Genomic DNA, 12,463 nt, shown 5'->3' on the forward strand with positions numbered 1-12,463 from the left:
GCGTGACGGGGGGCTGACGATGACGTCGCAGGAGGACACGCGGGCGACCCGGACGACGGTCGGCGTCTGGACGCTCACGGCCATGGTCGTCGGTTCCATGGTCGGCGCCGGCGTGTTCTCCCTGCCCAGCCGGTTCGCCGAGGAGACCGGGGTGGCGGGCGCGCTGATCGCCTGGGCCGTGGCCGGGGGCGGCATGCTCACCCTGGCGCTCGTCTTCCAGCGTCTCGCCGTGCGCCGCCCGGACCTCGACGCCGGGGTCTTCGCCTACGCCAAGGCCGGGTTCGGCGAGTACACGGGGTTCTTCTCAGCGGCCGGCTACTGGGCCAGCGCCTGCGTGGGCAACGTGACCTACTGGGTGCTCATCATGTCCACGCTCGGCGCCTGGGTCCCCGCCCTGGGCGAGGGGGACACCCTGGTCGCGGTGGCCGTGTCGTCGGTGGGGCTGTGGCTCTTCTACCTGCTGGTGCGGCGCGGCATCACCGAGGCGACGGCCATCAACCGCGTGGTGACGGTCGCCAAGCTGGTCCCGATCGTCGTGTTCGTCCTGCTGGCGCTGTTCGTGTTCGACCCGGCGGTCTTCGCGGGCAACTGGGGCGGGGAGTCCTACGGCTCCCTGTTCGACCAGGTGCGGGACACGATGCTGATCACGGTCTTCGTGTTCCTCGGCGTCGAGGGGGCGAGCGTCTACTCGCGGCACGCCCGCCGTCGCGAGGACGTGGGCCGGGCCACCCTGCTGGGCTTCGGCAGCGTCCTGGCGATCTTCGCGTCGGTGACGATGGTGTCCTACGGCGTGCTCCCCGTCGAGGAGATCGCCGAGCTGCGGCAGCCCTCCATGGCCGGCGTGCTCGACGCCGCGGTCGGGGAGTGGGGCACCGCGTTCGTCAGTGTCGGCCTGATCATCTCCGTGCTCGGTGCCTACCTGGCCTGGACCCTCATGGCCGCCGAGGTGCTGTTCGTCGCCGCCAAGGACCGTGACATGCCGCGGTTCCTGTCCCGGACCTCGGCGCGCGACGTGCCGGTCAGTGCGCTGCTGCTCACCACCGTGCTGTCGCAGGTCGTGCTCGTCATCACGATGTTCAGCGCCGACGCCTTCGACTTCGCCCTCGACCTGACGGCGGCGATGACTCTCATCCCGTTCCTCCTGGCCGCGGCCTACGCGCTGAAGCTCCGCGTCCGGCGCGAGACGTACGACGGCGCGCCGGCCCGGACGCTGCGCGCCGACCTCCTGATCGCCGTCCTGGCGACCCTCTACACGGCGTTCCTGGTGTTCGCGGCCGGGCTCGACCTGCTGCTCCTGTCGCTGATCTTCTACGCGCCTGCCACGCTGCTCTTCGTGATGACCCGGCGTGAGCAGGGTCGGGCGGTGTTCCGCCCGTCGGAGCTCGTCCTGTTCGGGGTCGTCACGGCCGGTGCGGTGCTCGGGGTCGTCGGGTTGGCGACCGGCTGGGTCACCCTGTGAGACAAGGAGAAGGACCGTGACGGGAACCACCGGAGCGACTGCCCACGGCGTGCACTCGGAGGTCGGGCGGCTGCGCAAGGTCCTGGTCTGCCGACCGGGTCTGGCGCACGAGCGGCTCACCCCGACCAACAGCGACGACCTGCTGTTCGACGACGTGATGTGGGTGGAGGCGGCCCAGCGCGACCACGCCGACTTCGTGGAGAAGCTGACCTCCCGCGGGGTCGAGGTCGTCGAGCTGCACGACCTGCTCGCCGAGACGATGGCGATCCCGGACGCGCGCGCCTGGCTGCTGGACCGCCTCCTGGTGCCGAACCGGGTCGGGCTGGGACTGGTCGACGGCACCCGGGCCTATCTCGAGTCGTTGGCGCCGCACGAGCTCGCCCGGTTCCTCATCGGCGGGCTGTCCACGGCGGACATGCCCCAGGACTACCTGACGGGTTACGTCTCCCTGGCGCGCGAGTCGCCCGACGCGCGGGAGTACCTGCTGCCGCCGCTGCCCAACACGCTGTACACCCGGGACACCACCTGCTGGATCTACGGCGGGCTGACGCTGAACCCGCTGTACTGGCCGGCCCGCAAGGACGAGACGCTGCTCATGACGGCGATCTACTCCTTCCACCCGGGCTACAAGGACTCCACGATCTGGTGGGGCGACCCGGAGGTCGACTGGGCGCAGGCCTCGCTCGAGGGTGGCGACGTCATGCCGGTCGGCGACGGCGTCGTCCTCGTCGGGATGAGCGAGCGCACGTCGCGCCAGGCCATCAGCCAGTTCGCCAAGTCGCTGTTCGACGCCGGTGCCGCCCGGCAGGTCGTCGTGGCCGGCATGCCCAGGCTGCGCGCGGCGATGCACCTCGACACCGTGTTCACGTTCGCCGACCGCGACCTGGTGACGGTGCACCCGCAGATCGTCGACGGCATCCACCCCTACGTGCTCTACCCGAGCGACCGCTCACCCGGGATCGAGGTGGTCGACGCCCGCGGCAAGTCCTTCGTCGACGTCGTCGCCGGGGCCATGGGACTGCCACGCCTGCGGGTCGTCGAGACGGCCGGGGACCTGTACGCCTCCGAGCGTCAGCAGTGGGACTCCGGGAACAACGCGGTCGCGCTGGAGCCCGGCGTGGTGTTCACCTACGACCGCAACACCCTGACGAACGCGGCGCTGCGGCGCGCCGGGGTCGAGGTCATCGAGATCGTCGGCGCTGAGCTCGGCCGCGGCCGCGGCGGCGGGCACTGCATGACGTGCCCGATCGTGCGCGACCCGCTGGACTGAATAGAGAGTCAGCCTTCTGAGGCCACCATTGCGCGCGCCAGCTCGGCACACGTCGCCGTCACGTCGTCCCATTTCCACCACCGCTTCTCCAGGCCCTTGTAGCGAGGGAGCTCGGGGATGACGGCGGCGTCCTTCGGTTCCGGTGCGGCGAGCTGAGCGGCGACCTGGGTGGCGACGGGGGACTCGTCGTGCAGCAGGTCGGCGTAGTAGTCGTCGATGCCGACCAGCACGCGTGCAGCATGGTCGGTCCCGGCAGCCGCGGCGAGCGCCGCGACGTCGAGGTAGTCGCGCACCTGGTTCCGCTTGACGATGAGGAAGGCCTTGATGCGCAGGATCTCGTCGAAGGTCGGCACCGTGAGCGTGCGGCCCGAGGGCAGGCGAAGTCGTTCGGTCTCCAGCGGCCTCGTGCGGATCAGCTGCCGCAGGCCGGACTCGATGCCTCCGAGCTCTCCGAGAATGATCTTTCCGGGGCGGACACGGTTGGTCAGCCACTCACCCTCGCGCTCGAGGGCATCGAGGATGATGTCGAAACGGTCGCGCAGGTCGACGAGCACATGGTCGTGGTCGACGGAGAGTCGATGCCGCGCGTGCAGCGCCGCGGCGGTACCCCCGACGAGGACGGCGTCCGGGACGATCTCCTGCAGCCTCGCGGCCGACTCCGCGAGCTCGTCCAGGGTCGGGACATCGTGCGGGTCTGCAGCGTCCTCCACAGCAGGCATATGATTATCGTATCTGATAAGGAGGACCGATGCTCCGTTTCCGCAACATCGATGCCAGCCCGGAGGATCCGGTGTCGTCCTGGGGCATCGAGGGACTGTCCACCGCCCTGGAGCGGGGATACCTGCCGCACTGGCAGCGCATCGCGCGAGCGGTCCGCGACGAGCCGCACGGTACCGTCGCCCGCCAGCTCGAGACGGCGCTCACCGTCGTCGAGCCGAACGGCGCCACCGCCCTGCTGTCCGCCGTGCTCGCGCAGGCCCGGGAGAGTGACCGGGCGGCCGTCGCCCGGAGCCTGCGTGAGCACGTCCGCCGATCCGGACTCACGGCCCAGGAGCTCGCGGCGGCTGTCGGTACGTCACCGTCCCGGCTCTCGACCTATCTCTCCGGTCGGGTCGTGCCCTCGGCCGCCATCGCGCGGCGCATCGCACGGACCGCCGAGGAGCATGCGCGCCGTGGCCGGATCCACCCCGGCGGCGCACTCGACAGCCCTGCTGCCTGACGGGCCGGGTCGTCGTCAGGACCCGGGCCGCTCCGCCGCCTCGAGCTCCTCGACCGCCGCGATCAGCGTGGCGGCGTCGTGCGGCCCCCGGTGCCGGCTGCCGTCCAGGAAGAACGTCGGTGTGCCCTGCGCGCCGCTGGCCCGGGCGCTCTCGGCGTGGTCGGCGACCCGGGCGTGCAGCGCCTCGTCGGCCAGGTCGGCGTCGAACTGCTCCGGGTCCAGCCCGAGCTCGTCGGCATAACCCCGCAGATCCTCGGCCTCGAGCGCGGTCTGGTTCGCGAACAGCAGGTCGTGCATCTCCCAGAACTGTCCTTGCCGGGCGGCCGCCTCGGCGGCGACGGCGGCGAGCCGGGCGTGCGGGTGCACGTCGTCCAGGGGCAGGTGCCGCACGACGTAGCGCACCCGACCGTCCAGGGCGTCGCGCAGGTCGCGCCACATGCCGGTGGCCCGGGCGCAGAACGGGCACTCGAAGTCGAGGTACTCCACGATCGTGTGCGGCGCGTCCGGGTTGCCGCGGTAGTGGTCGTGGCGCAGGTCGACCGCCGGGTCGAGCGTCGTCGGCAGGTCGGCGCTCTCCTCACCCCAGCGCACGCGCGCCAGCCGGAACAGCACCCAGCCCAGCAGCGAGGCGAGCACGAGGGCGAGCAGCACGCCGACCGTCGCGGCCTGCACCTGGGACTCGTCGTCGAAGGCCAGGCCGATCACCAGCAGCGACACGGTGAAGCCGATGCCGGACAGGGCGGCGCCCCCCAGCACGCTGCCGGGCCCCACGCCGTCGGGCAGCGTGCCCAGGCCCAGCCGGACGGCCACCCAGGTGCCGAGGCTGATGCCGACGAGCTTGCCGACCACGAGCCCGGCGACCACGCCCCACGTGATCGACGAGACGAGCGCCTCGCCGAGGGCTCCGCCGCGCAGGTCGATCCCCGCGTTGGCCAGGGCGAACAGCGGCACGACGACGACGTTCACGGGGGTGTTGAGCACCTCGTGCAGACGGTGGTTCACCGAGATGGAGCGGGAGAGCCCGAGCTGGACGTCTCGGGCGACGGCGGCGCTGGGGGACTGCCAGTAGGCGCGGTAGAGGTTCTTGGTGCGGACCACGTCGGCCCGCTTCGTCAGGGCGGCGGGCACCAGCAGCCCGGCGAGCATCCCCGCGATGGACGGGTGGATGCCGGCCTGCATCGTCGCGCCCCAGAGCACGACGACGACGAGGACGTAGGGGGTGCTGCGCCATTCGCGCATCCGGCCCAGCAGCCAGAGCGCGACGAGGCACGCCCCGGCGAGCAGCAGCGGGCCCACCTGGACGTCCTCGGAGTAGACGACGCCGATGATCGACACGGCGAGGAAGTCGTCCACCACGGACAGCGTCAGCAGGAAGACCCGGAGCTGGTTGGACATCCGCGGACCCACCAGCGCCAGGACACCGAGCAGGAACGCCGTGTCCGTGCCGACGACGGCACCCCACCCCTGCGGTGCCGTGCTGCCGGCGATCGCCAGGTAGATCAGCGCGGGCACCACGACCCCGGCGGTGCCGGCGACGAGCGGGACGAGCCGCTGGCTCCGTCGTCGCAGGGACCCGATCGTCAGCTCCTGACGCACCTCGAGCCCGACGACGAAGAAGAACAGCACCATCAGCCCGTCGTTGACCCAGTGGTGCAGGTCCATGTCGAAGGCCAGGTCGCCGAGGTCGACCTGGATCGGGATCTCCCACAGCGCGGTGTACGACGCGGAGAACGGGGAGTTGGCCCACAGCAGGGCGAACAGCGTGACCGACAGCAGCAGCACGGCCGCGCCGGTGTCGGTGCGCAGCCGCTGCGCGATCTTCAGGGCCATGGGGGACTCCTTCGAGGGGCTCTGGGAGCCTACGACGGCCGGGCGCGGTGCGCTGCCGGTGCCGGGCCGTCGTCGCGCGCCGCCCGCAGGAAGCACCGCGCGGACGGAGGGACCCTGCCTCCGTCCGCGCGGTCCGTCGTCAGCCGAGCGGGCGCACCACCAGGGACTGCGCCAGGCGGCCGAACGGGCCGTCGGTGTCGTGCAGGACGGAGCTGGTCGTCCCGGCGCCGTGCGCGCCGAACGTGACGGTCGTGTCCAGCCCCAGCCATCCGCCGGCCGGTGCCCGGAACAGGTGCGCGGTGAGGTCCAGGTTGGGGAAGGCGACGCGGCGCGGGTCGGCCCGCACGGTCATCCCGTTGGCGACGTCGAGCAGCCCGACGGTCCGCGCGAGGGCGCCGACCTCCTCGTCCTCGACCAACGGCACGTCGGTCCGCACCCACACCGTGCCGCGGCCGGGCTCGGCGAGCGTACGCCGTACGTCGATCGAGGCGATGAAGGCGCCGGGCCAGTCCGTCGTGGGGTCCCAGGGGGTCGTGTCCTCGGGGCCGGGGATCGCGGGCGGGGCACCGGCGGCCAGCTCGCTCGTGTCGGTCGTGCCGGCGAGCCAGGCCCGCAGGGTGGCGACCGTCCGGCCCGCGCACGAGACCTCGGCCTCGACGAGCTCCACCCCGCGTCCGGGGCGCAGCACGCGGACGGCGGTGTCCATGAGCTCCAGGGGGTAGGGGCCCCACACGTCGAAGGTCAGGCGGACAGGGGTGAGGTCGTCGCGGCCGCGGGTCACGCGGTCGGTCTCGACGAGATGGGTGAGCAGACCGAACGTCGGTGCGACGTGCTGCTCGTCGGTGCGCCATGCTCCGCCGACCAGATCGGTGGGGGCGAAGGTCGAAGCGTCCTTGCGTCGGAAGTAGGCCATGGAGCACATCCTGACAGCCCCGCGACGGGACACCGCACCGCTCCGGGGCGGGACATGCCCTGTCAGGACACCCCTGCGGGCCGGTCGGCCGGAATCTTTTCGGCCTCCCGGTGTTGTGACCCGTGAGCCCAACGAGGCTCGCCGCCACCGCCGACCCGAGGAGTCACATGACGATCGCCACGACCAGACCGGAGACCGACGCGCTACCCACGGGTGGAGTCGTCCACCTGCTCGGCGAGGAGGTCCCGGCCCCGGCGTGGCTCGTCCGTGTCGGTGAGGAGACCTTCCTGCGGTCGACGACGCCGCACGCCGTCGTCGACGCCCGCGGTCGCGGTCGGGTGCGCGTCGGCGCCACCGACCGTCACGTCGTGCTGAGCGAGGTCGCGCCGGAGATGCACGACCTGCTCGACGACGCCTTCCGCGCCACCTACGGGCGGTGCCGGCCGGACCAGGTGGCGGACATGGTGTCCGACGACGCGGCGGCCTCCACCTACCGGGTCCGCGGACGCCGGCCCACCGTGGCCGAGCGGCTCGGGGACCTGGTCGTGGCCTGGCGGGCGCGGACCACCGCACCGGGCCGCGGGGTGCCCGGGGTACGGCGCGGAGCCGACACCTGCCCCTGCACCCCCTGACGGCCGCCGGGCCGGCGGGGTCACGGAGCGGCGATCTCCAGCCGCAGGATCCGGTCGTCGTCCTCGCCCGGTGACCCGCGCCCGTCCGTGTTGTTGGTGAGGACCCACAGCGACCCGTCCGGGGCGACCACGGCGTCGCGCAGCCGGCCCTCGTCGTCGAGGACGACGGCGGAGGTCGACGGGTCGTCGACCGGCACGGCGCGCAGGGCCTCGCCCCGGAGGTTCGCGACGAAGAGCGTGCCCCCGAGCTGGGCCAGGCCGCTGGGGCTGGCGTCCTCGGGCCGCCACTGCTGGACCGGGTCCACGAATCCCTCGACGCCGGCGATCCCCTCGACGTCGGGCCAGCCGTAGTTCGCCCCCGCTTCGACGACGTTGAGCTCGTCCCACGCGTTCTGGCCGAACTCGGTGGCGAACAGGGTGCCGTCGTCGGCCCACGCCAGACCCTGGACGTTGCGGTGCCCGGAGCTGTACACGAGCGACCCGGGGGAGGGGTTGTCGCCCGGCACCTCGCCGTCGGCCGTCATCCGCAGGATCTTGCCGGCGAGCGAGTCCGGGTCCTGCGCCCGCTCCGGGACGCCGGCGTCACCCGTGCTGGCGTACAGCATCCCGTCGGGTCCGAACGCGAGCCGCCCGCCGTCGTGGAACGAGGCCGCCGGGATGCCGTCGACGAGGGTCACCGGCTCGCCCAGCGTCAACGCACCCGGGTCGCCACGCAGGTCGTAGCGCTGGATGCGGTTGCCGTCGGCGCCGGTGGAGTAGACGAACAGGCGTCGCCGGTCGTCGACCGCCAGACCCAGCAGCCCGCCCTCGCCCGAGCCGTCCACCCCCGCGACGACACCGATCTCGCGCGTGGCCCCGTCGTCGGCGACCTCCAGGACGCGGGCGCTGTCGCGCTCGCTCACGAGCGGCGTGCCGTCCACGAACGCGATCGACCACGGCGCCGCCAGTCGCGTCGTGACGGGGAACGGCTCGCCGTGCGGGGAGGCGGGCAGCGTGCTCGCCGCGTTCTCCGGGGCGGCGCCGTCCGCCGCGCCACCGGCGCCGGAGGCGGTGCACCCCGCGATCAGCAGGCTGACCAGGGCCGTCGGGACGGCGGCGCGGACGGGTCTCGGCACGGGGTCCCCCTCGGGTCGCTCCTGTCGGGCGAACGCCGGTCGGGCACCGGTGATTCCCGTCCCTGTCGAGCCGCGGCGGCCGTGGTGCGCAACCGGCGAGCATCGGGCACTATGTGGACGGCCGTGGAGTGGACGCGGCCACCGAAGATCGAGTGAGGATGACAGTGGACGACCAGACACCCCACGGCGGAGTCCGTTTCGACTCCGACGATGCCCGCTGGACCATGTGGGGCGAGGTCGACGCGGCCGTGAAGAAGCGGGTCGGCGACGACCTCGAGGCGCACCTGCTTGCCACGGCCGACGACCCTCTGACGATCGACCTCGCCGAGGTGACCTTCATCGACTCCGGTGGTCTGCGGCTGCTGTACATGGCCGCGGAGAAGAAGTCGTCCCCGCCGGCGCTCGTCAACGTGCCCACGCGGGTCCTCGACCTGCTGAAGCTGAGCGGTGTGGATACGCTGTTCGTTCTCGCGGACTGAAGGAGGCGAGATCGTGGATCCCAGGATCACCGCCGCGCCCGCGCCGTACGGGTTCCGTGAGGTGAGGTCGTGGCCGCTCCTGACGATCGAGCAGCTTCCCGCCCTGCGAGGGGACCTCGAGGCGAACCTGCCCACGGCGGAGAGCGCGAGCCTCGACGCCGTGCCGGAGGCGATCGTGCTGGTGGCGAGCGAGCTCGCGACCAACGCGATCGAGCACGGTGACGGCCCGGCCGCCGTCCGCCTGCTGGAGAGGGACGGAGAGCTGCTGCTCGACGTCGCCGACCGGGCGTCGGGGACGACGCCGAGGATCACGACCGACCCGTGCGCCTCCGGGGGGTTCGGCCTCATGCTCGCGGCACGGCTCGCCGACGCCGTCGGCTGGTACGCCACCCGGGCCGGCAAGCACGTATGGGCCCGGTTCACGGTCGCGACCCGCGAACCGTCCCTGACCGCCTGACCGACCGGCCCGGCCCGCTGCCGGCCCGTCGGACGTGCCGACGAGAGCCGCCCGGCGGGCGGCCGTCAGTCGCGCCGCACGACCACCGCGGTGGCGTCGTCGTCGGAACCCGGGTCGCGCACCAGCGCGACCAGCGTCGCAGCGCCCAGCGTCTGCTCGGTGGCGCTCCGCAGCCGCTCCAGGGAATCCACGATCGACTCGTCGCGACGTTCCACGAGGCCGTCGCTGAAGAGCACGAGGGCGCCACCGTGCGGCACCTGCACCGTCGCGGTGCGACTCTCGCGCCGACCGACCCCGAGGGGCGGCGTTCCGAGGGTCTCGGCCACGACCGCGCCGTCCGGACCCACGACGACGGGCGGCGGGTGCCCGGCGGTCACGTACTCGGCCTCGCCGGTGGTCGGGTCGACGAGCGCCACGACGAGCGTGGCGACCTGCTCGGGCATCGTCGAGCGCAGGAGCTGGTCGACCTGCTCGACCGCGAGCCCCGGCCCGCTACCCGTGAGCAGCAGCGCGCGCAGCGCGTTGCGCATCTGCCCCATCGTCGCGGCCGCCGAGAGGCCGTGACCGGTGACGTCACCCACCACGACGGCCAGCCGGCCGTCGTCCAGGACCAGGGCGTCGTACCAGTCCCCGCCGGCCAGACCGCCCCCGGACGGCTCGTAGACGGCGTCCACGGTCCAGCCCGGGACGGTCGGCAGCTCGGTGGGCAGCAGGCTGCGCTGCAGCATGGCGGCGGCACGGATGTCCCGGCGGCCCCGCAGCAGCAGGCCCTCGGCGAGGTAGGACCGCAGCGACGTCGCGACGTCGACCTGCTCCTCGGCCCACGGCTCGCTCGTCCCGCGCACGACCTCGCGCCAGCGGTCGAAGGACTTGCGGGGGGAGAGGCGCACGGTGTCGCCCTCGCGTCGGGCGATCGCCTTGTTGCGGGGGTCGCCGCCCCAGTCCACGCTCTGCACGACCTCCGGGCGCAGCCACACGACCGCGGCACCGCCCGGCACGACCAGCGCGAGGATCCCCGCGACGTCGGGCACGATCTCGGCCAGCTCGGGTTCGCGCTCGGCGAGCCGGTCGGTGACGAGCACCTCGGTGTCGAGCTCACCCAGTGCCCGGGCGAGCCGGAGACAGGTCTCCTCGTCGGGTACCGTCCCGATACGGTTGACGCGGCCCTCGGCCGCGACGAACGCGCCGTCGGCCGCCACGAGGTCGAGCAGACCGGGTGACCCCGTCAGGGCGTCGGTCAGGGGGACGTCGTCGTCGCGGGTCACGGCCACGAGCCGGGCCAGGACGCCGGCCGAGCGGCGCGCGGCCGAGGCGCGGTCGTCCTCGGCCTGGGTGACGAGCCGGGCCGAGAGCGTCGAGCCGAGGAACTCGGCCGCGGCACGGGCCCCGTAGGACGGGGTGTGCGGGCCGGAGTAGTGGTGGCACGCGAGCAGGCCCCACAGCCGGCCGTCGCGCAGCAGTGAGATCGACATGGAGGCGCCCACGCCCATGTTCTGCAGGTACTCGACATGGATCGGCGAGACGCTGCGCAGCGTGCCGTAGGTGAGGTCCAGGGGCTGCCCGTTGACCGGGTCCGCCACGGGGACGACGTCGGCGGGGCGGTAGCCCACGTCCGAGATGAGCCGGATCCAGTTCTTCTCGTAGAGCGCGCGGGCCTGCGGGGGGATGTCGGAGGCGGGGTAGTGCAGCCCGAGGAACGGGTTGAGGTCCTCCCGTCGCGCCTCGGCGACGACCTCGCCGTTGTAGGACGCGTCGAAGCGGTAGAGCATCACGCGGTCGAACCCGGTGAGCTCGCGGACCCGTCGCACCGCGATGTCGTACAGCTCCTGCAGCGAGCTGGCGCGGTCCAGCTCGGTGAGGGCGTCACGCACCGGCTCGAAGGTGCTCGTGTAGGTCAGCGAGACGTGGCCCGAGAACGGTTCGAGCTCGACGACGAGCGCGGCGGGGCGGTCCGCGGTGGCCGACCCCGGAGCGTGGTGCAGCACAGCCTCGAACGGCCGGGAGGCGCCCCGGACCTCGATCTCGATCTCGATCGGGTTGCGCAGCCGTGGGTCGTCGACCGACGCGACGTGCCCCAGCAGCCGGTCGGCGGCCTGGTCGCCGACGGCGGCGGCGAACGGCGCGCCGAGGACGGCGTCCAGCTCGACGCCGAGCACGTCGGCCACGTTCGCCGAGCACTGCGTGACGACCGCGTCGTCGGTGCGCAGGGCGAGCAGCACCCCGCGGGGCTGGATCCGCCCGGGGATGTGGATCGGTTCACGAGCGCAGTTGTCGAGGTCGACGGTCTCGTCGGGGGCGAGGAACCCCTGTTCGGTCACACCCACCTCCGATGGATCGTCCGAGGAGAGCAGGATACGGCCGACCGGCGACGAGGACGACCGGGCGGGACGCCGTCCGGCGAGACGCCGCTCACTCGTGTCACCAGCGCGCGTCGCGCGCGTGCGCACGGGAGCGCGACGCCGTTCTCAGCCGAGCAGCGCGTTGCCGTACCGCAGCAGGACGGCGGCGACCAGGAGGACGATCCAGGCCGCCGTCAGGTACACGTCGGCGTCGATCCGGATCATCGAGACCGCCCAGCGCTGCACGCGGCGGGGCAGGTAGAGGTTGTCCTGCATGACGTTCCAGTGCAGCAGGGTCATGAAGACCACCGTCGTGGAGAGGGTGACCAGCAGGCACCAGGGGCACAGGGCGTGGATGACGAAGTACGACTGCGCGAAGAGCCAGTAGGCGAACAGCAGGCCGATCGTGTACACCCCCTGCGCGGCGGCCATGAACCAGCGCGGGAACTGCACGCCGCCGAGCCCGGCGACGGCGATGGTGATGACCACCGGCTCGGCGATGAGCCCGAGGAACGCGTTGGGGAACCCGAGCAGCTGGGCCTGCCAGGACAGGGCGACGCTGCCGCACGACAGCACGGAGTTGATGTCGCAGGCCAGCTCCGTCCCCGGGTCGCCGGCGAGCTTGACGGCGTCGATCGACAGCACGAGAGAGGCGGTCAGGCTGATGAGCGCGGAGAACAGCATCCCGGCGAACACCCAGGTGCGGGAGTGGCGTCGACCCGACAGCTGCGACATCTCGCGTGGCTCCAT

General features: G+C 72.7%; 12 protein-coding genes. 6 read left to right on the plus strand and 6 right to left on the minus strand.

All coding sequences use genetic code 11. The features are described from left to right. Nucleotides 1-19 precede the first annotated feature (19 nt). Nucleotides 20-1,459, plus strand: a complete 1,440-nt coding sequence (locus Q6350_RS05200) for a basic amino acid/polyamine antiporter (RefSeq protein WP_305065633.1) — start codon at nt 20-22, stop codon at nt 1,457-1,459. 16 nt (nt 1,460-1,475) lie between these two features. Further along, nucleotides 1,476-2,729, plus strand: coding sequence for an arginine deiminase (locus Q6350_RS05205; protein WP_305065634.1), 1,254 nt, complete (start codon nt 1,476-1,478; stop codon nt 2,727-2,729). 8 nt (nt 2,730-2,737) lie between these two features. Here Q6350_RS05205 and Q6350_RS05210 read toward each other — a convergent pair whose 3' ends face one another. Beyond that, a complete protein-coding gene (locus Q6350_RS05210) occupies nt 2,738-3,448 on the minus strand; it encodes a hypothetical protein (protein WP_304604750.1) in 711 nt (236 codons plus the stop codon). Between the two features lie 29 nt (nt 3,449-3,477). On the opposite strand from Q6350_RS05210, the gene Q6350_RS05215 reads away from it, so the two are divergent. Beyond that, the gene (locus Q6350_RS05215) at nt 3,478-3,948 is read left to right on the plus strand and encodes a helix-turn-helix transcriptional regulator (protein WP_304606353.1); all 471 of its coding nucleotides are present in this window, start codon (nt 3,478-3,480) and stop codon (nt 3,946-3,948) included. 15 nt (nt 3,949-3,963) lie between these two features. Here Q6350_RS05215 and nhaA read toward each other — a convergent pair whose 3' ends face one another. Together nhaA and Q6350_RS05225 are read right to left on the minus strand one after the other, a co-directional pair. Then, nucleotides 3,964-5,778: a Na+/H+ antiporter NhaA gene (nhaA, locus tag Q6350_RS05220; RefSeq protein WP_305065637.1), complete on the minus strand. Its 1,815-nt coding sequence runs from the start codon at nt 5,776-5,778 to the stop codon at nt 3,964-3,966. A gap of 139 nt (nt 5,779-5,917) precedes the next feature. Beyond that, nucleotides 5,918-6,691 carry a thioesterase family protein gene (locus Q6350_RS05225; RefSeq protein ID WP_304606351.1) on the minus strand — a complete coding sequence of 258 codons (774 nt, stop codon included), beginning with the start codon at nt 6,689-6,691 and terminating at the stop codon, nt 5,918-5,920. Nucleotides 6,692-6,858: 167 nt separating this feature from the next. Between Q6350_RS05225 and Q6350_RS05230 the strand changes: the two genes are divergently transcribed. Next, nucleotides 6,859-7,323 (plus strand): DUF2255 family protein, encoded by a 465-nt coding sequence (locus Q6350_RS05230; protein ID WP_304606350.1) that lies wholly within the window; start codon nt 6,859-6,861, stop codon nt 7,321-7,323. A 20-nt stretch (nt 7,324-7,343) separates the two neighbouring features. Here Q6350_RS05230 and Q6350_RS05235 read toward each other — a convergent pair whose 3' ends face one another. Further along, complete coding sequence (locus tag Q6350_RS05235) at nt 7,344-8,438, minus strand: sorbosone dehydrogenase family protein (protein ID WP_305065639.1); 1,095 nt, start codon at nt 8,436-8,438, stop codon at nt 7,344-7,346. Between the two features lie 164 nt (nt 8,439-8,602). On the opposite strand from Q6350_RS05235, the gene Q6350_RS05240 reads away from it, so the two are divergent. Together Q6350_RS05240 and Q6350_RS05245 are read left to right on the plus strand one after the other, a co-directional pair. Next, complete coding sequence (locus Q6350_RS05240; RefSeq protein WP_305065640.1) at nt 8,603-8,917, plus strand: STAS domain-containing protein; 315 nt, start codon at nt 8,603-8,605, stop codon at nt 8,915-8,917. A gap of 13 nt (nt 8,918-8,930) precedes the next feature. After that, nucleotides 8,931-9,374, plus strand: coding sequence for an ATP-binding protein (locus Q6350_RS05245; RefSeq protein WP_305065642.1), 444 nt, complete (start codon nt 8,931-8,933; stop codon nt 9,372-9,374). Between the two features lie 65 nt (nt 9,375-9,439). Here Q6350_RS05245 and Q6350_RS05250 read toward each other — a convergent pair whose 3' ends face one another. Together Q6350_RS05250 and Q6350_RS05255 are read right to left on the minus strand one after the other, a co-directional pair. After that, on the minus strand, nt 9,440-11,692 hold the full coding sequence (locus tag Q6350_RS05250) for a SpoIIE family protein phosphatase (RefSeq protein WP_305065643.1): 2,253 nt from the start codon (nt 11,690-11,692) through the stop codon (nt 9,440-9,442). Nucleotides 11,693-11,839: 147 nt separating this feature from the next. Continuing rightward, nucleotides 11,840-12,463: a vitamin K epoxide reductase family protein gene (locus tag Q6350_RS05255; protein ID WP_171246234.1), complete on the minus strand. Its 624-nt coding sequence runs from the start codon at nt 12,461-12,463 to the stop codon at nt 11,840-11,842.

Origin of the sequence: Isoptericola sp. b515, from assembly GCF_030588125.1 — a bacterium.
Taxonomy (GTDB): Bacteria; Actinomycetota; Actinomycetes; order Actinomycetales; family Cellulomonadaceae; genus Isoptericola; species Isoptericola sediminis.

Bases quoted from the DNA above. Each gene is read 5' to 3' on its own strand.
- Q6350_RS05225 (WP_304606351.1), bottom strand. From the start codon at position 6,691: ATGGCCTACTTCCGACGCAAGGACGCTTCGACCTTCGCCCCCACCGAT.
- Q6350_RS05255 (WP_171246234.1), bottom strand. From the start codon at position 12,463: ATGGAGCCACGCGAGATGTCGCAGCTGTCGGGTCGACGCCACTCCCGC.
- Q6350_RS05230 (WP_304606350.1), top strand. From the start codon at position 6,859: ATGACGATCGCCACGACCAGACCGGAGACCGACGCGCTACCCACGGGT.
- nhaA (WP_305065637.1), bottom strand. From the start codon at position 5,778: ATGGCCCTGAAGATCGCGCAGCGGCTGCGCACCGACACCGGCGCGGCC.
- Q6350_RS05215 (WP_304606353.1), top strand. From the start codon at position 3,478: ATGCTCCGTTTCCGCAACATCGATGCCAGCCCGGAGGATCCGGTGTCG.
- Q6350_RS05200 (WP_305065633.1), top strand. From the start codon at position 20: ATGACGTCGCAGGAGGACACGCGGGCGACCCGGACGACGGTCGGCGTC.
- Q6350_RS05210 (WP_304604750.1), bottom strand. From the start codon at position 3,448: ATGCCTGCTGTGGAGGACGCTGCAGACCCGCACGATGTCCCGACCCTG.